This is a genomic window from Catalinimonas alkaloidigena, assembly GCF_900100765.1.
Classification (GTDB): domain Bacteria; phylum Bacteroidota; class Bacteroidia; order Cytophagales; family Flexibacteraceae; genus Mooreia; species Mooreia alkaloidigena.
Window position 1 is genome coordinate 511,023 of record NZ_FNFO01000004.1, and the last position, 24,864, is coordinate 535,886.

General features: G+C 57.1%; 21 protein-coding genes. 7 read left to right on the forward strand and 14 right to left on the reverse strand.

Annotated features, from left to right (window positions below):
* Window positions 1-40: 40 nt before the first annotated feature.
* Window positions 41-1,726, forward strand: a complete 1,686-nt coding sequence (locus BLR44_RS13000) for an N-acyl-D-amino-acid deacylase family protein (RefSeq protein ID WP_317042785.1) — start codon at window positions 41-43, stop codon at window positions 1,724-1,726.
* Between the two features lie 63 nt (window positions 1,727-1,789).
* Here the strand turns inward: BLR44_RS13000 and BLR44_RS13005 are convergent, their stop codons facing one another.
* Window positions 1,790-3,823: a cation:proton antiporter gene (locus tag BLR44_RS13005; protein ID WP_089682499.1), complete on the reverse strand. Its 2,034-nt coding sequence runs from the start codon at window positions 3,821-3,823 to the stop codon at window positions 1,790-1,792.
* A gap of 302 nt (window positions 3,824-4,125) precedes the next feature.
* On the opposite strand from BLR44_RS13005, the gene BLR44_RS13010 reads away from it, so the two are divergent.
* Window positions 4,126-5,841 carry an alpha/beta hydrolase-fold protein gene (locus tag BLR44_RS13010; RefSeq protein WP_089682501.1) on the forward strand — a complete coding sequence of 572 codons (1,716 nt, stop codon included), beginning with the start codon at window positions 4,126-4,128 and terminating at the stop codon, window positions 5,839-5,841.
* 43 nt (window positions 5,842-5,884) lie between these two features.
* On the opposite strand, the gene BLR44_RS13015 is transcribed toward BLR44_RS13010, so the two are convergent.
* The 10 genes from BLR44_RS13015 to BLR44_RS13060 all read right to left on the reverse strand — a co-directional run bounded on the left by BLR44_RS13015 (window position 5,885) and on the right by BLR44_RS13060 (window position 17,545).
* Window positions 5,885-6,517: a TVP38/TMEM64 family protein gene (locus BLR44_RS13015; protein WP_089682503.1), complete on the reverse strand. Its 633-nt coding sequence runs from the start codon at window positions 6,515-6,517 to the stop codon at window positions 5,885-5,887.
* A 75-nt stretch (window positions 6,518-6,592) separates the two neighbouring features.
* Window positions 6,593-7,255 carry a hypothetical protein gene (locus tag BLR44_RS13020; protein ID WP_089682505.1) on the reverse strand — a complete coding sequence of 221 codons (663 nt, stop codon included), beginning with the start codon at window positions 7,253-7,255 and terminating at the stop codon, window positions 6,593-6,595.
* A 5-nt stretch (window positions 7,256-7,260) separates the two neighbouring features.
* On the reverse strand, window positions 7,261-7,893 hold the full coding sequence (locus BLR44_RS13025) for an RNA polymerase sigma factor (protein WP_245706046.1): 633 nt from the start codon (window positions 7,891-7,893) through the stop codon (window positions 7,261-7,263).
* 783 nt (window positions 7,894-8,676) lie between these two features.
* Entirely contained in the window at window positions 8,677-10,374 is a 1,698-nt protein-coding gene (locus BLR44_RS13030; RefSeq protein ID WP_089682849.1) for a GMC oxidoreductase, read from the reverse strand.
* A gap of 84 nt (window positions 10,375-10,458) precedes the next feature.
* The gene (locus tag BLR44_RS13035) at window positions 10,459-11,061 is read right to left on the reverse strand and encodes a gluconate 2-dehydrogenase subunit 3 family protein (RefSeq protein ID WP_089682510.1); all 603 of its coding nucleotides are present in this window, start codon (window positions 11,059-11,061) and stop codon (window positions 10,459-10,461) included.
* Window positions 11,062-11,140: 79 nt separating this feature from the next.
* Window positions 11,141-12,235, reverse strand: coding sequence for an o-succinylbenzoate synthase (locus BLR44_RS13040; protein ID WP_089682851.1), 1,095 nt, complete (start codon window positions 12,233-12,235; stop codon window positions 11,141-11,143).
* Between the two features lie 65 nt (window positions 12,236-12,300).
* Window positions 12,301-13,068 carry a patatin-like phospholipase family protein gene (locus BLR44_RS13045; RefSeq protein ID WP_089682512.1) on the reverse strand — a complete coding sequence of 256 codons (768 nt, stop codon included), beginning with the start codon at window positions 13,066-13,068 and terminating at the stop codon, window positions 12,301-12,303.
* A gap of 421 nt (window positions 13,069-13,489) precedes the next feature.
* Window positions 13,490-14,461 (reverse strand): acetyl-CoA carboxylase carboxyltransferase subunit alpha, encoded by a 972-nt coding sequence (locus tag BLR44_RS13050; RefSeq protein WP_089682513.1) that lies wholly within the window; start codon window positions 14,459-14,461, stop codon window positions 13,490-13,492.
* A gap of 178 nt (window positions 14,462-14,639) precedes the next feature.
* A complete protein-coding gene (locus tag BLR44_RS13055; RefSeq protein ID WP_089682516.1) occupies window positions 14,640-17,015 on the reverse strand; it encodes a hypothetical protein in 2,376 nt (791 codons plus the stop codon).
* Between the two features lie 38 nt (window positions 17,016-17,053).
* Window positions 17,054-17,545: a T9SS type A sorting domain-containing protein gene (locus BLR44_RS13060; protein ID WP_089682518.1), complete on the reverse strand. Its 492-nt coding sequence runs from the start codon at window positions 17,543-17,545 to the stop codon at window positions 17,054-17,056.
* Between the two features lie 417 nt (window positions 17,546-17,962).
* Here BLR44_RS13060 and BLR44_RS13065 point away from each other — a divergent pair, with 417 nt between their 5' ends.
* On the forward strand, window positions 17,963-18,442 hold the full coding sequence (locus BLR44_RS13065; RefSeq protein ID WP_143017262.1) for a nuclear transport factor 2 family protein: 480 nt from the start codon (window positions 17,963-17,965) through the stop codon (window positions 18,440-18,442).
* 12 nt (window positions 18,443-18,454) lie between these two features.
* On the opposite strand, the gene BLR44_RS13070 is transcribed toward BLR44_RS13065, so the two are convergent.
* From BLR44_RS13070 to BLR44_RS13080, 3 genes are all read right to left on the reverse strand, one after another.
* Window positions 18,455-19,135 (reverse strand): HAD family hydrolase, encoded by a 681-nt coding sequence (locus tag BLR44_RS13070; protein ID WP_089682523.1) that lies wholly within the window; start codon window positions 19,133-19,135, stop codon window positions 18,455-18,457.
* Window positions 19,136-19,230: 95 nt separating this feature from the next.
* Window positions 19,231-19,911 (reverse strand): gluconate 2-dehydrogenase subunit 3 family protein, encoded by a 681-nt coding sequence (locus BLR44_RS13075; RefSeq protein ID WP_089682525.1) that lies wholly within the window; start codon window positions 19,909-19,911, stop codon window positions 19,231-19,233.
* A gap of 20 nt (window positions 19,912-19,931) precedes the next feature.
* Window positions 19,932-21,683 (reverse strand): GMC family oxidoreductase, encoded by a 1,752-nt coding sequence (locus tag BLR44_RS13080; protein WP_089682526.1) that lies wholly within the window; start codon window positions 21,681-21,683, stop codon window positions 19,932-19,934.
* 106 nt (window positions 21,684-21,789) lie between these two features.
* Here BLR44_RS13080 and BLR44_RS13085 point away from each other — a divergent pair, with 106 nt between their 5' ends.
* The 4 genes from BLR44_RS13085 (at window position 21,790) to BLR44_RS13100 (ending at window position 24,831) form a co-directional block, all read left to right on the forward strand.
* On the forward strand, window positions 21,790-22,305 hold the full coding sequence (locus BLR44_RS13085; protein ID WP_143017263.1) for an NUDIX hydrolase: 516 nt from the start codon (window positions 21,790-21,792) through the stop codon (window positions 22,303-22,305).
* A gap of 164 nt (window positions 22,306-22,469) precedes the next feature.
* Complete coding sequence (locus BLR44_RS13090; RefSeq protein ID WP_089682530.1) at window positions 22,470-22,757, forward strand: hypothetical protein; 288 nt, start codon at window positions 22,470-22,472, stop codon at window positions 22,755-22,757.
* Window positions 22,758-22,990: 233 nt separating this feature from the next.
* Window positions 22,991-24,118, forward strand: coding sequence for a sensor histidine kinase (locus tag BLR44_RS13095; protein ID WP_089682532.1), 1,128 nt, complete (start codon window positions 22,991-22,993; stop codon window positions 24,116-24,118).
* Window positions 24,118-24,831 carry a LytR/AlgR family response regulator transcription factor gene (locus BLR44_RS13100; RefSeq protein ID WP_089682534.1) on the forward strand — a complete coding sequence of 238 codons (714 nt, stop codon included), beginning with the start codon at window positions 24,118-24,120 and terminating at the stop codon, window positions 24,829-24,831. The genes BLR44_RS13095 and BLR44_RS13100 overlap by 1 nt, the downstream gene beginning before the upstream one ends.
* Window positions 24,832-24,864 lie beyond the last annotated feature (33 nt).

Sequence of the window (24,864 nt, forward strand, 5' to 3'; positions counted from 1 at the left end):
CCTGCCTTGCCTTTCCATCGGGTTTTGTAGCTTAGGCGTCATGATGCCACGCTTGTTCCCGCTGTTTTGCCTGCTCCTGCTCTGGAGCTGCCGCCCCGCTTCGCCCCAAACGCAAACGTCGTTCGACCTCATCATCCGTCACGGCACGGTCTACGACGGGTCCGGCTCCGCTCCGGTACAGACCGACATCGGCATTTCCGGAGACACCATTGCTGCCCTGGGCGATTTGTCGGAAGCCGACGCCCCTACGGTGCTCGACGCAGAAGGACTGGCGGTCGCGCCGGGGTTCATCAACGTCTTGTCGTGGTCGGTCGAATCGCTCCTGATCGACGGGCGCTCGCAGGGCGAAATCCGGCAAGGGGTAACGACCGAAGTATTTGGGGAAGGCGTCTCGTGGGGACCGCTGAACGCGGACATGAAACAACGCATGAAAACCGAACAGGGCGACCTGACGTACGACGTCTCCTGGACCACCCTGTCCGAGTATCTGAAGCACCTGGAATCCCAGGGCGTTTCGCCTAACGTAGCGTCGTTTCTGGGCGCCACCACCGTGCGCGAGTATGTAATTGGGTTGGAAGACAAGGCTCCCACGCCCGCGCAACTGGCGCAGATGCGGCAACTGGTCCGGCAAGCAATGGAAGAAGGGGCGCTGGGCATCGGGTCATCGCTCATTTACGCACCGGCGACGTACGCGTCCACCGACGAACTGATCGAGCTTTGCAAAGTGGCGGCAGAGTATGGGGGCATGTACATTTCGCACCTGCGCGACGAAGGCGATTCGCTGCTGCCGGCGCTCGACGAGCTGATTCGCATCAGCCGGGAAGCTCGCATTCCCGCCGAAGTTTATCACCTGAAAGCAGCGGGCGAACGCAACTGGCCCAAGCTGGACTCGGCCATCGCCCGCATCGAGGCAGCACGCCAGGAAGGGCTGCCCATTACCGCCGACGTATACGTGTATACGGCCAGTTCGAACGGGCTGGACTCACGGATTCCGTCCTGGGCGCACAGCGGCGGCCCCGATTCGCTCTACCATCGCCTGCAAATGCCCGACACGCGGCAGCGACTCTTGCACGAAATCCGATCGGAAGCACCCTTCCCCCGCATTCTGCTCGTGGGCTTTAAATCGGAGGCGCTCAAACCGCTCATTGGCCAAACCCTGGAAGAAGTCGCTCAGCAACGCGGTCAGGATCAGGCGGAAACCATGCTTGACTTGGTGCTGGAAGACCGGTCGTCGGTGCAGATTGTTTCGTTCATCATGAGCGAGGAGAACATCAAAACCAAGCTTCGCCAACCGTGGGTTGCGTTGGGCTCCGATGCCACTTCGCGCGCCACAGAAGGGGTCTTCTTACTTTCGTCCACCCACCCACGGGCGTACGGCAACTTCGCGCGGTTGCTGGGCAAATACGTGCGCGAGGAAAACGTGCTGCCCTTGCAGGAGGCCATTCGGCGCATCACGAGCCTGCCCGCGCAAAACCTGAAACTGACGCGACGCGGTGCGTTACAACCCGGCTACTTCGCCGACGTGGTGGTGTTCGATCCTGACTCGATTGCAGACCGCGCCACCTACGACCATCCGCATCAATATGCGGTTGGGATGCACCATGTGCTGGTGAACGGCACGCCGGTCCTTCAGCATGGAGAACACACAGGAGCCAAACCGGGACGTGCCTTGTGGGGGCCGGGCTTCGGCCGGAAATCCGTGGCCGCTGCGGACGAAGACCAGTAGTCTGCAGGAAGTCCCCGTCGCGGATAACTCGTTACGAATCAACTTCGCACGGGCCTATTTCTCTTAATACCCCGTCAGTTCATCGGCGGTGTTGCGCTGTTGTTCCGGATAGAAGATGATGAAACTGTTTTCTTCGAAATACTGAGACAGAAGGCGTGGCAACCGGTCCAGGTAGTCGTGGTACGAGAGGGTACGTGCGCGTGCGTTGACAAGAATCAGCAGATCCTCCACCCCGACTTCCCGCGCCAGAATCAGGAAATTTTCCCAGTCGTCGAAGGGGCGTAGTACGGTATCGACCGAGGGCTTTTCTTCCCGCAAGCGGTTGTCGATGACCTTCAGCGACGATTCGGTGCCGAACAGGTGCACTTTGCCGACCGTCTGCCGACAGATGGTCCGCAGCGTTTCGACCCAGGCCACAAACCCCGGCTCCCACTCGGCATCGGGCGGGACAACGACGACCATCTTGCGAACCGTGTTGAGCGGGCGTAGCAACTTGGTCACCAGAATCATCTGGCTCGTCTTCTGCACCACGTTGTCGAGCACGCTGCCGAACAGCCGTTCTGTGGCCGACACCCGCCCGTTCCAGCCGATCACGATCTGCGTCACGAGCAATTCTTTGGCCGTACGGATGATGCCACTCGCCACGTTAAAATCGACCCGATGCAGTGCCTGCACCCCGTTTTCCGTCGCGGCGGCGTGCTGGCGTCCCTTTTCCAGCAGTTTGCGGGCGGTGACCAGCCGTTCTGCCGCCTCTGAATTATCGAGCACTACCGACAACAGGTAGAGCGGCTCGGCGGAAGCCGGTTGCTTGATCATCACGGCCAGATCGACCAACTGGTCGAGCGTTTCGGGGTTGGCGATGGGCACCAGAATGCGTTCGCTTTTTTCGGGCGTGGGGGGCGTGCGTTCGGCTTCGGTGGTGGCCAGGCGGCGGGCGGCGGCTTCGGTCACAAACGAACTGATCAGGCAGGTAATCAGAATCATGACGATGGTCCCGTTCAGGACGCTCTCGTTCAGCAGTCCCAACCGATACCCTACCAGGACGGCGGCCAGCGTGGCCGCGGCCTGCGAATTACTCAACCCGAAAATGATGTTGCGCTCCGGCACCGAATAGCCAAAAATGCGCTGCGTGGCCCAGGCTGCACTCCATTTGCCAAACAACGCGACGACCGTCATCGTCCCGGCTACGATCAACGCCTGACTTCCCATAAAAAACACCCGCAGGTCCACCAGCAACCCGACCCCGATCAGAAAGAACGGAATAAAAAGGGCCTGTCCGATGAACTCGAGGCGGTTCATCAGCGGCGACGAGTGCGGAATGAGGCGATTCAATGCCAGACCCGCCATAAACGCCCCGATGATGGGCTCCACCCCCGCCAGACGTGCCAGCATCGCTGAGAAAAACACCACTGCCAGCACAAACAGGTACTGCGAGATGCTTTCGCTCGCCAAGTTGCGGAAAAACCAGCGGGCAATCCAGGGAATAACGACCAGCACCAACCCCATAAAGATGCCCAGCGACACGATCAGCTTCACCCAGAAGAGCATGTTCAGTTCGCCCTCGGCGGCCCCGGCAATGACGGCCAGCACCAGCAGCGCCAGCGTATCGGTGATGATCGTGCCGCCCACCGTAATGGTCACCACCTCGTGACGGGCGATGCCGAAACGGCTCACAATCGGGTAGGTCAGCAGCGTGTGCGAGGCGAACATGCTGGCCAGCAGCACCGACGAAGCCCAGTTGAAGCCTAGTCCGTAATAGCCTACCAGCGTGCCGATCGTCTGGGGAATCAGAAAGGTAAACGCGCCAAACACGATGCTTTTGCGCTGGTTTTTCCGAAAGTCGATCAGATCGATCTCCAGCCCCGCCAGAAACATGAGGTAAAGCAAGCCGACCGTGCTGAACAGCGTGGTGTCCGTACCTTGGATCAGGTTGAGGCCTTTGGGGCCGACCAGCGCACCCGCCAGAATCAGGCCGATAATGCCGGGCACTTTGAAGCGACTCAACACCAGCGGAGCGACTAAAATGACCACCACAATAAGCGAAAGGATGATCACCGGATCGGTGAGCGGTCGCGTGAATTCCGAAAAGCTGAACATAGAGAAAAGTAGGGTAAAAACCGGAATCTAAAACAGGAGCTTCTCGGCGTTCCGGGGTGGACAGCGCGCCGCCAGACACGTTTCGGGCAAAAGTTAGCGGAAAATCGCAGCCCCTTTAGTAGCCGTGCTGAACTTTCTTATCGCCTGAGGGTCACAACCCTAACAAATGCAGTTCGGTCATGCTTTTATTCCAAAGCCGCGCCAGCGCGCGCCGCTAGAAAGTGCCGTTCTGCTCCATCTTCCTAAGTCCGAAACATTGCATTATTCCGGTTTGCGTCCCATCTTCGCCCAAACTATTACCCATGAAGCGACTTCTGTACCTGTTCCTGCCGCTCCTGGCCCTTCTTTCCTGTACCCCTTCCGATTCTGACGACTTCCACTTCTCCGTTACCTTTCCGCAACAGGACACGCTCGACGGGCGTCTGCTGCTCATGCTCACGACCAGCGATCAGACCGAACCCCGCTTGCAGGTACAGGCCGGGGCGAAGGCCATCCCGATCTTCGGAATCGACGTAAACGAATGGAAATCAGGCGATAAAGCCGTCATTGATGGTAAGGTATTCGGCTACCCTTTTGCCCGTCTGAACGACCTGCCGCCCGGCGATTACTGGGTGCAGGCGCTGCTCCACAAGTACGAAACGTTTCAGTTGGCCAGCGGCCACACCGTCAAACTGCCGATGGACCGGGGCGAGGGGCAGCAATGGCGACGCGCGCCCGGCAACCTGTACAGCACGCCGCAAAAAGTGCACATCGACCCGACCGCCGGCGGCACGGTCGAACTGGTGCTCGACCAGGAAATTCCGCCGCTTGTGGAGCCGCAGGATTCGAAATACATCAAACACGTGAAGATCCAGAGCCAGCGCCTCACGGAGTTCTGGGGGCGGCCCATGTACCTGGGGGCGCACGTGCTGCTGCCGGAGGGGTTTGACGAGCACCCGGAAGCACATTACCCACTCATGATTTTTCACGGGCACTTCCCGAGCGACTTCTCCGGTTTTCGGACCGAACCGCCCGACACCACGCTGGAACCCGACTACAGCGAACGCTTCGGCATTTCCGGGTACAACCGCATCCAGCAGGAAGAAGCTTACAATTTCTACAAAACCTGGACGAGCGATACGCTGCCGCGTTTTCTGATTGTGGAAATTCAGCACGCCAATCCGTACTACGACGACTCGTACGCCGTCAATTCCGAGAACCTGGGGCCGTACGGCGATGCGATTACCTACGAGCTGATTCCGTACCTGGAAAAGCAATTCCGCGGTATTGGCGAAGGATGGTCGCGTTTTCTGTACGGCGGCTCTACCGGGGGCTGGGAAGCGCTGGCGGCGCAGGTCTTTTATCCGGACGAATACAACGGATGTTTTGCGGCCTGTCCTGATCCAATCGATTTCCGGGCCTACACGCTCGTCAACCTTTACGAAGACACCAACGCTTATTACCTGAGCGGGCCGTTCCATGAAGTAGAACGCCCAGGCCACCGCAATTCCCTCGGCCAGGTCAACGTGACGCTGAAAGATTACAACCACCTGGAACTGGTGCTCGGCACGAACAGTCGTTCCGGCGATCAGTTCGACATCTGGCAGGCGGTTTACTCGCCCATGGGCGAAAACGGATATCCGAAACCAATCTGGGACAAAAAAACCGGTACCATCGACCGGGAAGTGGCGCAGTTCTGGCGCGAGAATTACGACCTGCGCTACATCATGGAACGCGACTGGGCGACGCTCGGCCCCAAGTTGCAGGGGAAGCTCCACATCTACTGCGGCGACATGGACAACTACTACCTGAACAACGCCGTCTACCTCACGGAAAATTTTCTGGAGGCGACTACCGCGCCTGCCTACCAGGGAGAGGTGGACTACGGCGACCGGGCAGAACACTGCTGGAACGGCGACCACGTTCATCCCAACCACATTTCGCGGCTGCGCTACAACACGATGTACCTCCCCCAGATTATGCAACGTATCAATGCCTCCGCCCCAGAAGGCGCCGACCTGAAAAGCTGGCGCTACTAACCCGGAGCACGGACCGTCGGGCGACCGGAATACGCGTGGTCGTCTACCTCTGCTCCCACTTCAAGAGCGGTCGCACGGCCAGCCAGAGCAGCATGGGGACGAGCGCGCTGAGCACCAGCGTGAGCACCGGACGTTCGAGACCGAAGTGGCCCACCGCCGCGAAGGTAAAGCCCAAGGGCAGGGAGCCACAGGCCAGGGCGCCGTAAAACAGCGGGGCAGGCATGCAGGTGAGTCCCGCCATGCAGGCTACTACTTCGGGCAGGACGGGAATCCAGCGCGAGAAGGCAACGATCCACCCTCCGGCCCTGGAAAACAGCCGCTGGCCCCGGTCCAGATCGCCCTCGCTCAGGATACGGCGGGCCGCGTTGGGGCCAATCCGCTGGCAGAGTTCATAGGCCAGCGCCCCGGAGAGAAAAGACCCTGTGGCGGCCAGTGCCCCTCCCCACCAAGGCCCGTAGAGCAATCCGAGTGCGGCCATAATGACCGTGGCCGGTAGCGGCAGAAACAGATCACCGATCAGGAGTACAATGGCCATGGCCCAGGCCCACGCGCCGTAGCCTTCGAGCCAATCGACCGAGCCGGAGAAGGTAAAGAACGATTCGAGGGCGTCGCCCCAGAAGAAGAACGGAATCAGAACCAACAAGGCCAGCGCCAGAAACACCAGAAGCAACCGCATGGGCAACAGGAACGAGATTTGCCACGAAGTTATCGGGTTGCGGGGAATCGGGTGCTTCTGACGCGGACCGGCCCCTTACGCGACCGTTGTTTCGGACGCTTTGTATGCCTGCACCTGTTTCAGGAGGTCTTGCGCCTGCCGTACGGCGTCCCACTCCCGCCCCTGCATCAGCAGACGGAACCAGCGCTTCGACTGGTTTTCCGGTTTCAGGTTGAAGAACAGCCAGAGACCCACCACGGCCAGCAACGAGGTGATGCCGAGTTGCACGACCCAGAACCACGTACCGGCGTGGGCCACCATGCCCTGCGTCAGGTAAAACGTCGAATACAGCGGCATCTGCACCCACATCAGGCGGCCCGACCAGAGCGTAGCCGTTTGCAGTTTGGCCAGCTTTTCCTGTACGTCCAGCACAGATTCGCTGGTGTCGATCTGGTAGATCAGCACCAGGTCGTAGATGTAAAAGCCGATGGCCAGCGTGGTCAGGAGGGACACTAGGCCGACGGAGATCAGGAACATCGGACTCCCGACCGAGAAAAACGTAACCAGGAGGACATTCAGGAATAGAACCCACGGAATGCCGACCAGGATGGCAAAGTGTTTCAATGGTTTGAGCGAGGCCACGACCGAGGCCGCCTTCATCTTTTTTACATCCGAGAGCAGCGCCCGGTTCAGGGCCAATGATTGCTCCAGTTTTTGGTCGTACGCGGCCCAAAGGGATTTCAGTTCAAGATCGTTCATGTTCGTTAGGAAAAGGATAGGGTGTCAAATTTTTGTTTCAGTTTCAGTTTGATGCGGGCCACTTTGGTCGAAACGTTCGTGGCGCTCAGGCCCAGCACCTCGCCGATTTCCTTCTGGTCGTTGCCTTCCAGGTAGAGCAGCATCAGGGCGCGGTCCAGCTCCTTCAACTCCGCAATAAAGCGCTGTAGGTAGTGCAGCTTTTCGTCCAGCTCGACCGAGTTCGTTTCGGTAAACAGCAACAGATCGCCGTCGGGCAACGGGCGTGTGGTAGCGGCAGTCCGCCGGGCCTTTCGGTAGGCCGAGATCGCCACGTTCAGCGCGATCCGGTACATCCAGGTCGAGAATTTGTGGCGGTGGTCGAACCGGGGAAACGCTTTCCAGACCTGCAGTATGATTTCCTGGGTCAGGTCTTTCCGGTCCTCTTCGTGGGTACAGTAAGCGTTCGCTACTTTATAGACGATGCCTTTGTGGGCGTTGAGGAGTTCAAGAAAAGCGTCCTCGCTCGCGGGCTGGTCCGAGGCTACTGCGTCGTGTGCCACCGCGGCCCCCTCGTTCGGGCCATCGCTTCGGAGCGACGCCTGCAGGCGGTAGATCGCCGTGCGCAGCGGATCGGGTAACCAAAGCCAGGAGGCAAGCACAACACCATGATGGAAGGAAATAAACACGTTGCGATTTTTGATTTGTCCTATGATTCGCAGGTACCTCCGGAATATCACAACCGCCCCGCAACTTTTTTTCCATGGTAAAAAAATGATTCGTCTGTAAAAAGAAAAGCCGTGATGCGAACACCACGGCTTTTGAGATAGATGATGAATAAAGGGACGTTCGTCGGCGCATGTTTCCAGCAATCTGGCCGACATAACATTGAGGTAATGGTGTAATGGTTGATGGCCTGTTCGACCGAGGCCACGTAAATGCTATTTTTCTGCGTGATACGTGAGTAAAGGTGGCACCAGAGCACCGATAAAGGCTTGATGCGGTACGGTTCTATCTCGCTCGTCAGGCAATGCTCAAAGCTAGAGAGAGTCCAAATTCGCACCCCGCTGATCCGGCCGGGTTTCTTACAGGAGCAATAAACATCAGGAGGAGATTCTGTAACAACCAATACCAGCACGCCAGTGCACTACACCCACTACTAGACGTTGCAACTACCTTTCCCTAGCTGTGAACCGAACTAATTAACCTAGCCCAAAACACCTCTTTTGAAGGTAGCCATCACGCACCCGACGGTGCTTCCTTTCCTCAAAATGTCACACAAATCATCCCTTCGTCCGTGCATACCCGTGAGCGTGCCTCTAAAAAGTATTAGAATTATCCGCTAGCGAACCGCCCCCGCCCGTTAGCCGAGGGCAAGCCCCTTCAGCAAAAAGCCTCGACCCTATGCAGAGTCGAGGCTTTCAAGAAATCGGTTTCGGAATAGGTTAAAGATTCATACGCTTCAGTTCCTTTACGGCGTAGTCGGCAGCGCGGGCCGTCATCGCCATGTAAGTCAGCGACGGATTCTGACACCCGGCCGACGTCATGAACGAGCCATCGGTCACGAATACGTTCGGTACGGCGTGCATCTGTGCCCATTTGTTCAGCACCGACGTTTTAGGATCGTTCCCCATGCGGGCCGTGCCCATCTCGTGGATGGCCATGCCGGGATAAGAACCCCGGTCGTAGGTACGCACGTTCTTCACCCCGGCGGCCTCCAGCATTTCGGCGGCATCGTTCATCATGTCCTTGCGCATTTTTTCTTCGTTTTCGCGGAACGTGACGTCGAACACCACCGTGGGCTGCCCCCATTTATCCGTTTTGGTTTTGTCCAGGTACACGCGGTTGTCTTCGTACGGCAAGGTCTCCCCGAAGCCACCGAGTCCCATTTGCCACGTGCCGGGTTGGGTCAGTTCTTCCTTGAAATCTGCGCCGAAGGCCATTTCGGCCACGCCCCGCTGCCATCCCTGGCGGCTGGCTCCTCCCTGGTAGCCGAACCCCCGCAGGTAGTCGCGCTTGTCGCCTCCCACGTTGCGGTACCGCGGCACATAAATGCCGTTGGCACGGCGGCCGTAATAGTATTGGTCCTCAAAGCCCATCCACTCACCTGCCGCACCGGTGCGGAAGTGGTGGTCGATCACATTGCGCCCTACCTGCCCGCTGTCGTTGCCCAGTCCCTCGGGGAAGCGGTCCGAGGTAGAATTGAGCAGCACAAAGGCCGAGCCGATTGCCGACGCATTTAAAAAGATGATTTTGGCGTAAAACTCCATCGTCTCGTTGCTCTGCGAGTCGATCACGCGCACGCCCGAGGCTTTGCCCTTGTCGTTGTCGTACATGATGGCGTTCACGATGGAGTTGGGTCGCAGCGTCAGGTTGCCGGTGGCCAGCGCGGCCGGCAGCGTAGACGATTGGGTACTGAAGTACGCTCCGTACGGACAGCCCCGGCTGCACAGGTTGCGGTACTGACAGCTGGTACGGCCCGGCAGCGACTGGGTGATATTCGCCACCCGCCCGATGGTCATCTTCCGATTTTTAAAATTCGACTCGATGCCCTTCTTCACCTCTTTCTCGACGCAGTACATCTCCATCGGTGGCATAAATTGCCCGTCGGGCAACTGCGGCAGGCCTTCTTTCTGCCCGCTGACGCCGATAAATTTTTCTACGTAATCGTACCAGGGGGCCATGTCTTTGTAACGAACCGGCCAGTCGATGGCGACGCCTTCTTTGGCATTGGCCTCGAAATCCATTTCGCTCAGGCGGTAGGATTGCCGCCCCCACATGATGGATTTTCCGCCGACGATGTCGGGACGGAACCAGTCGAAGCGGCTTTTTTCGGCATACGGCGCATCGGCATCCTTAAACCAATAGCTTTCGTTGTGCTCGCTGTAAGGGTAGTCGCGCGACAGGAACTCGTGCGACTCGCGCTGTTCGTTGGTGATGCGCCCCCGGTGTTTGAACTCCCACGGGGCTTTGGTAGCGGTGACGTAATCTTTGACGTGTTCGAGCTGGTGGCCACGTTCCAGCATCAGTACCTTGAGGCCTTTTTCGGTGAGTTCTTTAGCGGCCCAACCGCCACTGATGCCTGAGCCAATCACGATGGCGTCGTACGTATTTTGTTCTTTGGCTTTTCCGTTTACTTGCATGAGGTTGTTCGAAAAAATAAGTGCATACCCGCTGAGCGGCGGAAGCAATCGCCTCTTTCGGAGGCTCAGCGAAGCGTAAGTAAGTTACAGTGCCCAGGTTTTCTGACCTTCTTCCATCGGCATGCAGCCGTCGAAGCGCCCCGGCACCGGCACGTAGGCCAACGCCTGCGTCGCCCCGATTTCGGAGGTAAAATATCCCAGCAACGTTAGTTCTTTCATCAGGCGGAAGAAAGGACGCCCCTGGTCTTCGGTTCCTTCTGCTGCCCCGGGCGTGGCTTCCTGTACTGACGCAGCCGCCATTTCTTTCAGCACTTCGGCTTGTTGTTCAGGAGTCGCCTCCATAAACTCTTTGTCGAATTTGTCCTTGCTGCGCTTTTCCATGTCTTTCAGGCCAGCTTTGAAGCTATCGCGGTCCGCCTGTGGATAGCACTCTTCCAGCATCATGACGATAAACGCCGGAACGCCTGCGGCTTTGGCACCGGGCGTGCTGGTGGTGGGGATAATCAGTTCGGCGGTTTCGGCCACAATGGCCTGCTGTTGGTCGTTCAGAAAACCTTCTTCAGCTTGTTCCGCGGTCTCCGTGCTCTTTTTGGGATCGCACCCGCTCAGCAGATACGTCAGGGCCGGAGCGGAAAGGGTGCCTCCCATCAGGTAAGTCACCCGGCGCAGGGCTTCTCGTCTTTCCAAAATAATCTGTGTTTAAAAGTAGGATGATCGAAGCAATCTACTGAAAATCCGGGGGACCGTCAATGGAATGGCGTGCCGATCAGGCAGGAGGCATGGGCCCGGCCGTGGGGAACTGCCACGTACCCTGCGGATCATAATGCAAAAATCCCTGGAGGATGGTCAGCGGGGCTTGCACGTTGTTGTGGTAGAGTTGCCCGGTACCCAGACCCTGGGGCAGATGAATGTCGTATTCGTCCGTAAACTGGGCAATGGCGTTCAGACCGATGTTCGATTCCAGCGCCGACGTAATCCACCAGCCGATTTGTCGTGCTTCGGCCAGTTCGATCCACTCCCGGCAGGCCCGGAAGCCCCCCACCAAAGTAGGTTTCAGGATGACGTATTGCGGGCGAACCTGGTCCAGCAGCCGCGCTTTTGCCTCACGACCGTAAACGCCGATCAGTTCTTCATCAAGCGCGATGGGCAGCGGCGTTTCGGCGCAGAGCTTCGCCATTTCAGCTACTTGGCCGGCGCGGATGGGCTGTTCGATCGAGTGCAGCTCATACTGTGCCAACCGTTGCAGTCGCGCCAGTGCCTGGTCGGGTGCAAAGGCCCCGTTGGCATCTACGCGCAGGGTAATCTGATCGGGCGAATAGTTTTTCCGGATTTCTTCCAGCAACGCACATTCCGCCTCGAAATCGATCGCACCGATTTTCATTTTCAGGCAGTTGTACCCCGACGCCAGCTTCTGTTCCATTTGTTCCCGCATAAACGCCGCACTCCCCATCCAGATCAACCCGTTGATGGGCAGCCCCGCGTCACCCCGGCTGAAGGCATTGTCGAAGATCCGGCGTACTCCTCCGTTCCGCCAATCGGCCAGCGCCGACTCCAGACCAAAGCGAATCGATGGAAATTCGGACGGTACCAGGGCATCCAACAGGGCGGCCTCGTTGTTCGGATCGTACGTCACCGCGCTGAGGTTCTGGCAGATCTCATGCAACCGCGCTTCGAAATCGGGACGGTCGTCAGGGCTTAACCCGCGCAGGGGACCGCATTCGCCCCAGCCTTCGCGGCCGGGAAACGCCTCGACCGTAAGGCGGATCAACCACGTTTTCTTCTCGGTGAGAACTCCCCGCGAAGTGCCCGCCTCGAAGCGGAAACGCAGTTGATACGGAAGGTAGGTACAGGTAATACGCATGCGATACGACAAAAATGCGCCGCTCGAAAGAGACGACGCATCGGGTTTTCTACTTTACTAAGAACTTACGACGCCAGTCGGCGGCCAATCATTTCGAGGGCAGGCAGGCTTTTGGTGTACTCGTAGCCGATGTCGAAGATTTCCTGCGCCCGTTTCAGATCGAAAATTGTAAACTTCGAGAGCTCAGGCGGTTCGATGAATAAATTACACAAGGGAATCCGCTCGCGCACATTGTCGTTGATCGCCAGTTGAAACGCCCGTTCCATGGTGGAGCGTAACGACCGGATCTCGGGGCGCTCCGGGTAACAGTTGGTATGCACGCCGATGATAAAATCGCTGTGACCGACCAGAGGTTCGACGGGCATATTGTTCAACACACCGCCGTCGATCAGGCAATGGCCGTTGATTTCGATGGGCGCGAAAAGCCCGGGAATGCAGGTAGAGGCCGTCACCGGGCGTAGCAACTCTCCCGACGAAAAGTAGACCAGCTCCCCGTAGGTAAGGTCGGTCGTGGCGACGATCAGTTTTGTGTTCAGCTCTTCGAACGTATCCACCGGCATCTGCCGACGAAAAACCGCCTGAATCAGGTCAATTCTCAACAAGCCGCGCAAGTTGGTGGCCGGTCGGAGCGCGCGCAGAAACGACGTTTGCGTAATGATGCTCAGAATCTGTTCGGGGCTCAGACCTGCAGCATAAAAGGCACCGGCCAAAGCACCCGCGCTGGTACCGGTGATCATGTGGGGGCGAATGCCATTTTCCTCCAGCGCTTTCAGGACGCCCAGATGAGCGATTCCCCGCGCTCCTCCGCCTGACAAAGCAATGCCAATCTTCATACAATGGTGTTTGGTGCTACACTAATTTTGCGCCTGATCTCCCCACTGCGTGGTTTTTTACGTACGCTACCTACAATTCGGGGAGGCGCTTCAGGGGGATCATGCCTCAAAAAACGATCCAGGTTGTTGGTTTGATCTGCGCTCGTCTCCGCTTATAAAACGAACGAAATCACTTTTTTGTGTATTGACGCTGGCCTTAAAAAGTAACTATTTAACATCAGAATTGTTACTTTTTGAGTACTATTATTAACAAGTATCACTCGACTTAAAGCAATGCGCTCTTTCGCCACCCCTTCCTGTTCCGAAAGATAAGAAGTTTAGGGGATCGAATCGCGATGACGTAGGCTTCCGGGCAAGGAGGCATAAAAAAACCACCAATCTTAGGCAGACGGTGGTTTACTGAGGAAGTGTATTTCTTCGATTAAGAGCCGGTCACTTTCGGAGCCGATTCCAGGACAACGCCCATGTGGGTGAATTTTTCGATGCGCTGGTGGATCAGCTCATCCGTCGGAATCTGCGATAGCTCTTCGATCTGCTGGAGAATAGCCTCTTTCACCACGGTTTTCATCAACACCGGATCGGTGTGCGCGCCGCCAAGAGGTTCGTCCAGAATGCCGTCGATCAAACCGAATTCCAGCATGTCGCTGGCTGTCAGTTTCATCGTTTCGGCCGCTTGCTCTTTGTATTCCCAGCTCCTCCACAGAATGGTCGAGCAGTTTTCGGGCGAAATGACAGAATACCAAGTGTTTTCCAACATGAATACGCGGTCGCCAATAGCAATGCCCAAGGCACCACCCGAGGCACCTTCGCCAATCACGATGCAAATCACGGGCACGCGCAGCATGAACATTTCCCGCAGGTTACGGGCGATGGCTTCACCCTGGCCACGTTCTTCAGCCTCTACACCCGGATAAGCGCCGGGGGTATCGATAAACGTAACGATCGGCTTGTTGAACTTTTCCGCCATTTTCATGAGGCGGAGGGCCTTCCGGTATCCTTCCGGGTTCGCCATGCCGAAGTTGCGGTACTGGCGTTGTTTGGTGTTGTGCCCTTTCTGATGGCCGATCACCATTACGGTTTGTCCTTCGATGTCGGCCAGGCCCCCGACCATGGCTTTGTCGTCGCCTACCGTACGGTCGCCGTGCAGTTCGATGAACCGATCGGCAATGGCTTCGATGTAATCCAGGGTATAGGGTCGGTCCGGGTGACGCGACAATTGTACGCGCTGCCAGCGCGTCAAATTGGTGTAAGTGTTGCGTTTTAGTTGGTTGATCCGCTCTTCCAGCGTTCGCACCGCTTCGCTTACGTCAACTCCGTTTTCGTCCGCCAGGCGCTTCATATCGGCCAGCTTAGACTCCAACTCCACGATCGGCTTTTCAAAATCTAACAGCATTACGGATAGGCTAGTGTCAGGCTTGGGCGGAACGCCGCCCGGATGTAAAAGTAAAGAGTATCGGGCACAATGTTAAAAAAATGTTACGGAGCTTTTTATACAACATAACATACTCTAAAAAGTAAAAACCCGTTCCTCTCAAAATTAGAGGAACGGGTAGCTTTATACGGATGAACATTTAGCGCTGTGGGAAAATGCCGCCGGAAGCGGGCGCACCGTAGAGGGCGGGTTGCAGGTACTTGCCCGCATCACCTGCTGTTTTTGAGACTTCTGCCTGTTTTTGCTGCGGATATGCCTGCAGGTAGGCGTCGTCACGATCCACGTAAATGACCCAGGAAACAACCGTACCCGCGTCGGCCAGGGTACCGCCCCCGATCTCAAAGGTGTTGCCGCTCACTTCCGTCTGGACGTAAAGATCGACGTGCTTGCCGATGGGCGTCAGGTGATAGGTGTACGTTAATCCGTTGATGTCGGCGAAGTAGGCCGGCAGGGTTACGGTCAGCGAACCGCTGCCGTCCAGCGTAGCGCGTCCCCGGTATACGTGCAGCACTTCGTTCGATTGCAGAGCAAAATGACGCAGCATTTGGCCCGTAGGGTCGGCCGGATGATCCATGACAATGCCCTGCGTGCCGGACGAAAGCAGTTCGCCGTTGGCAAAGACAGCGGCATCGCCGGCGTTGGTGCGGGTCTGTTGCCCCACGACTCCCCGCGCGCCTTGTCCCAACACCGCTGCCCCGTCGCCCCGGTTGATGCCAAGCAGCCCGATGGCCTTACCGCTGGCGTAGCCCGCTACCGCAGCGTGCGCATCGCCGGTGGCCTCTCCCACCGAAACGTGGTTTGAGTCCGGCATGGCGGCCGACGTATAACCAATGCCCAACCGGCCTGCTGCCGACAGCACCATGCGTTCGGTGTTATCGGTTTTGAAAACCAGATCGGCCGCATTTTTCGAACCGATGAATTCGCCCGTATTTACGTCATTACCCGTCAGGGCCCAACTGGTGTCGGCCAGAAGCGGTGCCAGATCGATTTCCTGCGTATTGTCGGGCTCTACAACCTGCAACTTGGTGCCGACCAGGCCCAGGCCCAGAATCAGTTCGTTGGTAGCGTCGGCATCGGCGTCGTTTTTCAGGCTGGACAGGTCCACCGTTTTGGTGCCGCCCGCGTCGGTCAGTTTCAGGTCCATACCGTCCAACGTCGCGCTGGTCAATAGTTCGTTCGTTGTATCGGCGTCAATGTCGTCCACCAAGCTGGCCAGATCGACGGTTTTGGTACCGCCCGCATCGGTCAATTGCAGCTCTGTTCCACTCAATTGCGCATTGCTCAGCAATTCATTAGTAGCGTCGGCATCGGCGTCGTTTTTCAGGCTGGACAGGTCCACCGTTTTGGTGCCACCGGCATCGGTCAGCTTCAGGTCCATCCCGTCCAACGTCGCGCTGGTCAACAATTCGTTGGTAGCGTCGGCGTCGGCATCGTTTATCAATCCTGCCAGACTCACCGATTTGTTGCCCCCCCGATCTTTGATGGTCAGCGTAGTGCCCGTCATCGAAAAGTCGGTAATCAACTCGTTGTTGGGGTCGGCGTCGGCATCGTTTACGCCGTCTTTCAGCGACGCAAGTTCAACGGTTTTCTTCCCGCCACGGTCCGTCAATTCCAGCTTGGTGCCGTTCAGCACAGCATTAGTCAACAGCTCGTTGTTAGGATCGGCATCCGCGTCGTTTACGCCGTCTTGCAGCGACGCGAGTTCTACCGTTTTGGTGCCGCCCGCATCGATGATCTGCAACTTGGTGCCCGTCAGCTTTACTTCTTCGATCAGTTCGTTGCCGGGATCGGCGTCCGCGTCGTTTTTCAGCGATGCGAGTTCGACAGTTTTCTTGCCGCCGTTGTCGGTCAGTTCCAGCTTGGTGCCGTTCAACTGAGCGCCGGTCAGCAATTCGTTGGTTGGATCGGCGTCCGCATCTTCCAGGCCCGTTACCAAGCCACTCAGGTCGATGGTTTGGGTACCACCCGCGTCGACAAGCTCGAGGGTTTTACCGTTCAGTCGCGCGCTTTGCAACAGTTCGTTCGTGGCGCTGTTGTCGGCCAGCTTGACGGCACTCCCGTCGCTCAGAAAGAGCGTATCGTTGCGCAACGTCAGCGTCTGGAGTTCGTTGGTCGGGTCGGCGTCGGCGTCGTCCTTGTTGGCGACGTCTTGTGCATAGAGGGCATAAGGCACCGAGACGAGGGGATTTACGCCCATGGCGATGTAGTTCGTACCGCCGTCGGGGTCTACTTCGACCTGCAAATGGTGCGACCCGCTTTCCCAGGCAACTTCGCCCAGCGTACCAAATTCGGGGGTGCCGTTGCCGATCTGCAGCGTGAAGAGGCCAAAGGCATTGGTCGTCACTTCGTGCACTTCGACATAGCTGATGTCTTCCTGGAGCTGTCCGCTCAGGATGGTGATGCGGACGTTCATCTCGCGGTTGGGTAGGACGTTGCCGGAGGCATCGCGGGCAACGGCCTGGTAGTTGATGCGTTGAGGACTTTGCGCCAAGGCGGCCAGACTCAACCACATCATGAGGCACGCAGTTGCTAAGTGCTTCATGGAGCTGGTGTTTAGTTTAACTTCTGGATTTTGTAGGTGGAGTAAACCTGGCGATTCGGAGCAGAGAGGCGCAACAGGTACTGTCCACCCGCTAATTGGCTCAGGTCGAGCCGGGCAGGGAGGGAACTAATTTCGCTGGGGAGATGATCGATGCGGCGACCAAGCAAGTCGGTCCATTCCAGTTGAATGCGGGTGCCCGTTTCGGGGCCTTCCAGAATCAGAAAATCAAGCGTAGGATTCGGGTAGACTTTCACGCTCCAGACACTCCGCATCGGTCCGGTCAGGCTCGTGATGGTCAGGCGCGGTTGGTGAAACCCCTGGGTGAGCGTAAAGCGCTCCGGGTCCTTCGTTTCCACGGCAACTTCGCCCACGGTCCAGTCCAGGCCAAAGTCCTGAACGACGGCGCTGCCTCCTACGGAAGCCACCACCTGGTGCGAGATCGATTGTCCGTTTACAACCTGAATAAGCCCGATAATGCCAATAAAAAATCCTAATAGTTTCATATTCTTCAGCTGGTCTGCACAAAAGGAATTCAACAATAAGGATATTTTAGTACGGACTAAAAAAGAGGCTTTCGCCAGGCTGTAAGAATCGCCGGTGCAGTGTCAACCGCAAAAAAAAGTATGCCGGTTTGTCGAGAAGTCTTTCGAAATGTTCGACGATTACGTGTTCGAACATATATTGTTAAACAAACTCAATCAAAAGCTTCTGTGAACAAATCGGAATCAATTTTTAATCATTCAAATAATTTATTGAACGATTATGCGCAACCGCCTGACACTGAGTACTTCATCTGGCGTTACTTCTGATAAGAGTAAGGTTTTGGGCAGAAAGACGAATCGCTCCTCTAAAGGAGCGCCCCACTTGGCAAGTCGGCTCAAACCGATTATTTTCCCGATTCACTGTCCTGATTTTCACTCATGCGCGCACCTCTTCTCTATGCCTGTTTCTGTACTCTTCTTTTGAGTCATGCGCTCTGCGCGCAGGCCAACCGCACGGCACAGGACGAGGTCCTCGACGTTGTGGATCAGCTTTTCGAGGCCATGCAGAAGGGAGATAGCACCATGGCCCGGACCGTTTTTACAAAAAATGCACGGGCGTTCTCGGTGGTGACCCAGGCGGGCCAGCCGGTGTTGCAGGAGGGGTCCATCGACGCTTTTATCAAAGCGATCGGCACCCCACACAAAGAAGTGTGGAACGAACGCGTGTGGGACATCGAGGTACGGATCGACGGCGCGCTCGCGACCGTGTGGGAACGCTACGCCTTTTACTTAGACGATCGCCTGCACCACTGTGGCACGGATGCGTTTCAGTTGTTTCGCGGGCCCGACGGCTGGAAGATTTTCCACATTGCCGATACGCGTCAGGAGCAGGGATGCACCGACCCGCCGACCCGTTAGCCTTTTGTTGGGCTAAGCGTTGCGAGCCGCGACCAACTCCCGCAGCTTTTCCACGGTCAGTTCCCGGAAACTGTCGATCAACAGATGGGGGGTGCCTAATTCGTCGGCGCGGTGCGTCGATGTGATGGCCACGACCGACATTCCGGCGTTCAGCGCGGCCTCGACACCGGCTTTAGCGTCTTCGATCACCACGCAGAAACGCGGCTCCACGCCCGCGATCTTCGCCGAATTCAGGTACACTTCGGGGTGGGGCTTGCCTTTGGTAACCTGAGAGGCGTCGGTCACGCCTTTGAAATACTTACGCACCTGCAAACCGTCCAGCGTAAACACCACGTTGTCGGGCGGGGCTGAAGTGCCTACGGCCATCGGTACCTGTTGTGCCCGCAGGGCGTCCAGCAATTCCTGTAATCCGTCGGAAAGGGCCAGGTGCGGCCGGTACAGTTCCCGGTAAGCGCCTTCTTTCTGGTCCGACAACGTGGCCACTTCTTCGTCCGACATGGTGCGCCCGAACAGATCCTCGAAAATGTCTTTTGCGGTGCGACCGTTGATGCGAGGCAGAATTTCGTCCCGCTGGATGTCGATGCGATGGTGTTGTAAAAACTGGTCCCACGAGTCGAGGTGGTACGCTAAGTTGTTGACGATCACGCCATCCATATCGAAAATGACGCCCAGCGGCAGAGAAGCATTCGGCATAATAAAAAGATTAGGAGCAAAACGAATGGAGCAAGTTTACACGTCGTCGCCGAGGTGCCCAAGCCCCACTCCTTTTCTTACCACAGAGGTCACGTTCAGTTCACAAACGTATACTCGCTGACCATGTCGTAGCTCACGCCCAGCTGTTCGAGCACTTCGGGCGGACTGCCTTTCCAGACGGTCGGCCGATTGCCGATGTACTGCAAGTCGTCGATGCCCATCTTGCTCGTAAAAAAGCCGGTGGCTACAAAATCGCGAAACTGGTTGAAGAAGCGAACGCCCTGGCTCATCTCCGGTTTGGCCTCTTCCGGATACGCAATGTCGTCCAGCATTTCGGTCTGTTGCGCCGCGGTACATTCCGCAAACGACGTCTCAAACCGCTTCATGCACTGCACGTCGAGCCAACGCAAACCGCCCCGCATGCTGGTCTGGTAGTGCGGCTGGTCTTTCATCATGAACTCGATGAATTCAGGCACGCCCGCTTCTTCGGCATTGCCCGAGCGGTCGTCGGCCGGAAGAATCAGGTTGGCCAGTACGGTTACAGTCGCCATCTCGTGGTCGTCGAAGAACCGCTCCTTCATCAGGGCCTGATCTTCTTCGCTGAGCTTCATCTCCCCGTCTCCGGCGGCGTGTTCGTGCCCGTGCATGGCCTCGGTCGAATCTGCCGTCGAGGCATTTTTGTCGGCCGGGTCGCAACCGATAAACGTCAGGCCACCCGCCAGCGACGCTGCGCCGAGGTATTTCAGAGACGTACGACGATCTATTTTATGACTCATGGTAATTCGGGAGAATGGGGTTAGATGTTTCCTTTTTTCCGTTGATCGACAATGTATTCGGCCGTGCGCATCGAAAGCGCCAAGATGGTCCAGGTCGCGTTTTTGTCGGGGTTGGTGACAAACGACGCACCGTCGGCCACGAACAGATTCTTTACGTCGTGCGACTGACAAAACTTGTTGACCGGCGCTTTCTTGGGGTCGTTGCCCATCCGCACCACGCCCACTTCGTGGATGATGCGCCCCGGCGTGGCCAGTCCGTATTTCTCGTCTTCGCCCGGTTTTTTGCCCAGCACTTTGCCGCCCATCGTTTCGATGATCTCTTCGAACGTATCGACCATATGCTTGGCCTGCTTGACTTCGTAATCGCTCCATTTGTAGTGGAACCGCAGCACCGGAATGCCCCACTGATCGACCACGTGCGGGTCGATCTCGCAATAGTTGTCTTCCCGCGCTACTGGCTCGCCCCGGCCCGCAAAGCCGATCTGCGCGCCGTAGAAGCGGCGGTAGTCGTCTTTGAGCTGCTTGCCGTAGCCGCCCGCCCGGCGCGTCGGCAGTTGACTCTCGTCTTTGTCGTTGAAAATGTACGCGTTGTAATTCTGCAAGCCTCCCATAAAGCCGTAGCCTGGCATGCGGCGACCGCCCCCGAATTCGATGTGGTACCCGCGCGGAAAGTCCAGCTTGTCGCGCAGGTTGTTTTTCCACCACGGCATGTACATGTGCATACCGCCGACACCGTCTTCGTTGTAGGCAATGCCGTTCATCATGCGCGGCACCAGCCCGCCCAGCGAGGCGCCCGTCGAATCCATCAGGTATTTTCCGACCATCCCGCTCGAATTCCCGATGCCGTTCGGATGGCGGCTCGATTTGGAATTGAGCATGAGACGTGCCGTTTCGCAGGCCGAAGCCGCCAGCACCACGATTTTCGCGCGCACCGCGTATTCTTGCCCGTCTTCTTTGCTGACGTACGAAACGCCCGTGGCCTGGCCTTCGCTGTCGGTCAGCACTTCGCGGGCCATGCTGTTGGGAATGATGGTCAGGTTACCGGTTTTCTGCGCCGGCGGAATCAGCACGGAGGGCGACGAAAAGTTAGAGTGGGTCGAGCACCCCCGGTTGCATTGCGAACAGTAGTGGCAGGCCGCGCGGCCGTTATGGGGCTGCGTCAGGATCGACATGCGCGACGGCACAACGGGAATATCGAGTTGGTCGCACGCCTGTTTGACCAGGAGTTCGTAGGCTCGGGGCTTGGGCGGCGGCAGAAACACGCCGTCGGGCTCGTTGGTCAGGCCCAGCTCTTTCGGAAAATTAACGCCGAACACGCCCACCAGTTTATCGACCTTATCATAATAAGGTTTGATGTCTTCAAACGTCACGGGCCAGTCGTCGCCCAGGCCGTCGATGCTACGCTTGCGGAAGTCGTCCGGCCCGAAGCGTAGCGAAATGCGCCCCCAGTGGTTGGTACGACCGCCCAGCATCCGCGAACGGAACCAGTCGAATTGGGTGTCGCCCACGGTGGTGTAAGGCTCTCCGTCAATCTCCCACCCGCCAAACGCGGCATCAAATTCTCCGAAAGGCCGGTGTGTAGGCGCGCCACGGCGGGGCGACTGGTACGGCCACTTGAACATGTCGCCTTTGGAAGAATCGAACAGCGGACCAGCCTCGATGATGACGACTTTGGCACCACTCTCGGTCAGGACCTTGGCAGCCATGCCGCCGCCCGCACCGGAACCAACCACGCAGACATCGAAGGTGGTGGGATTTTCTTTGATTTGCATAGAGGAGGAAAAATGAACTGGGCTTCTAGTTACATTTTGTTTTTCGGACAATCAAGCGCTCTTTTTAAAATGGCTTTTTCCGGAGATGGCTGCGTACTTTCGTTCTATGAAACAGTACGCGATCGAAGGCGGTAACCCCGTAGCGCTGGCTCCTCTCGAAGCCGATTTTATGTCCGACCCCACCTATCGGGCCGCCCACGCCGGTATGGTCATCGCCTGCCACGACATCATGATCGCTTACGAAGGCGGTTTTCTGATGATCGTGCGCGACAACGAACCTGCCAAAGGCGAACTCTGGTGCATCGGCGGGCGGCAACTGCGCGGCCTCTCGCCCGAAGACTCGGCCCTTCGCAAAGCCAAAGCGGAGTGTAATCTGGAACTATATGACTTACAGACCGTTGGGTGCGCACGGACCTACTTCCAGACCGATCCGTTTGGGCACGGACGTGGTACCGACTCGTTCAACGTCATGCTATTTGCACGCGGCCGGGGGGCATTGAAACTAGACGCGCTGCACTCCGATCCGGTCATCGTTCGCCCGGACGACTACACTCCGGACTTTCAACGGACGCTCCATCCCTACATGCGCGATTTTTTTGAGTTGGTCTGGCCCCTGGTGTAAGGCAAAAAGGTGTCCGCTGATGCACGCATAGTGTACGGAATCGTACACCTGGGTAGAGAGAAAAATACCTATACGCGCTCCTGAGGGGCTTTTCGTGGGTTTGGCACACTTCTGGACTTTACCTGACCGAACCCATATTTCTCAGCACATTACTCCTACCCCTCATGAAAACTCTTCTGTCTACCCTCGCCCTTCTCCTGGTCGTTTCCTTCTCCACCCTGGCTGGTCCTTCCGGCCCGCAGAAAGATGACGACACCACTGCTGAACCTACCATCACCTTCACGCAACAGGTCTATGACCTGGACGGCAACCTGCAGGCACAAACCCAGCAAGTCGCTCAACTGCCCGAGAAGGTCGACTACCTCTTTTCCTACGCCGGAGTGGACTACTACATCCTCGACGAGACGCCCGCCTACGACAACACCCTCCGCGAAGTCACCCTCGAACCGTAAGCCCATTGCTCTCCAGGCAACCCTCAACCAGCAAAAAGGCGCCTCCGTAGGGGGCGCCTTTTTTATGCTTTTTAGCGACAAGCCCCTACGCTCTGTCTAGAGATCTGCTTGCTTCGTACATTTCCCGGCCCATTCCCCACCGTAAGTCCGATTTTTGACGATAAACTTGTCGCGCGTTCGGCGTGCGATGCGTAAAATTGGTGCCTCCACCCGAAGTTGCACGTCCCCGATTCATGACTCTCGCTACGCCCCGGCAAAAATATTCGCGACGCATTCAGTTGGTATTTCCCATCCTGGTCTGGCTCGCCATTTTTTCCTTTCCGCTGGCGTTTCAGGGTCCGGCGTTTCGCCTCCCCCTCTTCCTGACGCTCCGGTATCTGCTGATCGCGTCACTGCTCTGCGGCCTCTACTATCTGAACGTTCACGTGCTGATCCCGCGGCTTCTGTTCCAGCGGAAGGTGCTGGTCTACAGCCTGGCGTTGGTAGGTTGTGTGGTGGTTATTTTAGCGGCCGATTTTCTGCTGCACTATTTTCTGATGGACCATCCGCAGTTGGGCATGCAGCGCCCTAACTTCCCCAATACCAACGGGATGGGTGGCAATGCCCTCCCTCCCCGGCCGGAGTTCAACCGGGGCCGCCCGCCCGCCGGGCCGTTCTTCCGCATTCCTACGTTCCGGCTCTATCCGTTTTTTGCTTCGCTGGTGGTGTTGAGCGTCAGCACCAGCCTGATGACCATCCGCAAGTGGTTACGCGACGAAGAAAAACAGGACCAACTAGAGAAAGAAAACCTGGCCTCGGAACTGGCCTTCCTGAAGACCCAGATCAACCCACACTTCTTTTTCAATACGCTGAACAACATCAGCGTGCTGACCGAACTAGACCCCGCGCTGGCGCAAAAAGCCATCCACCAGCTCTCGCGGATGATGCGGTACGTACTGTACGAAACCGAAAAATCGCAGGTCACGCTGCAACAGGAAATCGATTTTCTGCGCCACTACATCGACCTGATGCGCCTCCGACTGACCGACGACGTAACCGTGGAGTTTACGTTCCAGATGCAGAACGGGCAACTTCTGCTGGCCCCACTGCTGTTTATTCCGTTGGTCGAAAATGCCTTTAAACACGGCGTAAGCTACCAGCAACCCTGCAACATCCGGATCGAGCTGACCCAAGACCAAAACGCCATCGTTTTTCGTACGTTGAACCGGGTATTCCGGCGCGAAGATCCGCTGGAAGATCGCTCCGGCATTGGCCTGAGCAACGTACGCCGCCGACTCAACCTGCTTTATCCTGAACGCCATACCTTCCAGATGGAAGAGGTCAATTCTCAATTCGCTGTCGAAATCAAACTATTTCTCTGATGAACATCCGCTGCTTGGCCGTTGACGACGAGCCGCTTGCCCTAAAACAAATGGCGCACTACATCGAGCGCGTTCCTTTCCTGACCCTGGTGGGCACGGCCAGAAACGCGACGGAGGCACTGCAACGGTTGAGCGAGCATCCCATCGACCTGATTTTCCTTGACATTCAGATGCCCGACTTAAACGGGATTCAGTTGATGAAGTCGTTGCAAAACGGCCCCAAGGTCATTTTCACCACGGCCTACGAGAAGTACGCCCTGGAAGGGTTTCGCCTCGATGCGTTGCAATACCTGCTCAAACCCTTTTCGTTCGAAGAGTTTCTGAAAGCCGCGACCAAGGCACACGAGTACTTCGAAATGCGGGAGAAAGCCAAAGGCACCACCACGCTTGCGCCGGATGCGCTCTTTGTCAAGGCCGACTACAAACTGGTACGGATTCCGTTTCAGGACATCATCTGCATTGAGGGCCTCAAGGATTACGTCAAGATCCACACCCCCGAGCCCCGCCCCATCCTGTCGTTGCTTAGCTTGCGCAGCCTGGAAGAAAAACTCCCCGACGACCGATTCATGCGCGTACACCGCTCGTTTATCGTGGCCCTCGACCGCATTGAAACCATCAACAAGAACCAGATTGCCATCGGCAAGCTCTCGATTCCCATTGGCGACCTTTATAAGGAAAACCTGTTTGCGTACATCGACCGGCGTCTGCCGTAAAAAAAGCCGCCGCCCCTCTTGTTCAGATCGGGC

Coding starts and splice junctions, on each gene's coding strand:
- BLR44_RS13010 (WP_089682501.1), top strand. CDS start 4,126: ATGAAGCGACTTCTGTACCTGTTCCTGCCGCTCCTGGCCCTTCTTTCC.
- BLR44_RS13070 (WP_089682523.1), bottom strand. CDS start 19,135: ATGCCGAATGCTTCTCTGCCGCTGGGCGTCATTTTCGATATGGATGGC.
- BLR44_RS13055 (WP_089682516.1), bottom strand. CDS start 17,015: ATGATGTGGTTGAGTCTGGCCGCCTTGGCGCAAAGTCCTCAACGCATC.
- BLR44_RS13065 (WP_143017262.1), top strand. CDS start 17,963: ATGCGCGCACCTCTTCTCTATGCCTGTTTCTGTACTCTTCTTTTGAGT.
- BLR44_RS13000 (WP_317042785.1), top strand. CDS start 41: ATGATGCCACGCTTGTTCCCGCTGTTTTGCCTGCTCCTGCTCTGGAGC.
- BLR44_RS13020 (WP_089682505.1), bottom strand. CDS start 7,255: ATGAACGATCTTGAACTGAAATCCCTTTGGGCCGCGTACGACCAAAAA.
- BLR44_RS13030 (WP_089682849.1), bottom strand. CDS start 10,374: ATGCAAGTAAACGGAAAAGCCAAAGAACAAAATACGTACGACGCCATC.
- BLR44_RS13050 (WP_089682513.1), bottom strand. CDS start 14,461: ATGCTGTTAGATTTTGAAAAGCCGATCGTGGAGTTGGAGTCTAAGCTG.
- BLR44_RS13005 (WP_089682499.1), bottom strand. CDS start 3,823: ATGTTCAGCTTTTCGGAATTCACGCGACCGCTCACCGATCCGGTGATC.
- BLR44_RS13095 (WP_089682532.1), top strand. CDS start 22,991: ATGACTCTCGCTACGCCCCGGCAAAAATATTCGCGACGCATTCAGTTG.
- BLR44_RS13060 (WP_089682518.1), bottom strand. CDS start 17,545: ATGAAACTATTAGGATTTTTTATTGGCATTATCGGGCTTATTCAGGTT.
- BLR44_RS13080 (WP_089682526.1), bottom strand. CDS start 21,683: ATGCAAATCAAAGAAAATCCCACCACCTTCGATGTCTGCGTGGTTGGT.
- BLR44_RS13045 (WP_089682512.1), bottom strand. CDS start 13,068: ATGAAGATTGGCATTGCTTTGTCAGGCGGAGGAGCGCGGGGAATCGCT.
- BLR44_RS13015 (WP_089682503.1), bottom strand. CDS start 6,517: ATGCGGTTGCTTCTGGTGTTTCTGGCGCTGGCCTTGTTGGTTCTGATT.
- BLR44_RS13085 (WP_143017263.1), top strand. CDS start 21,790: ATGAAACAGTACGCGATCGAAGGCGGTAACCCCGTAGCGCTGGCTCCT.
- BLR44_RS13090 (WP_089682530.1), top strand. CDS start 22,470: ATGAAAACTCTTCTGTCTACCCTCGCCCTTCTCCTGGTCGTTTCCTTC.
- BLR44_RS13040 (WP_089682851.1), bottom strand. CDS start 12,235: ATGCGTATTACCTGTACCTACCTTCCGTATCAACTGCGTTTCCGCTTC.
- BLR44_RS13100 (WP_089682534.1), top strand. CDS start 24,118: ATGAACATCCGCTGCTTGGCCGTTGACGACGAGCCGCTTGCCCTAAAA.
- BLR44_RS13075 (WP_089682525.1), bottom strand. CDS start 19,911: ATGAGTCATAAAATAGATCGTCGTACGTCTCTGAAATACCTCGGCGCA.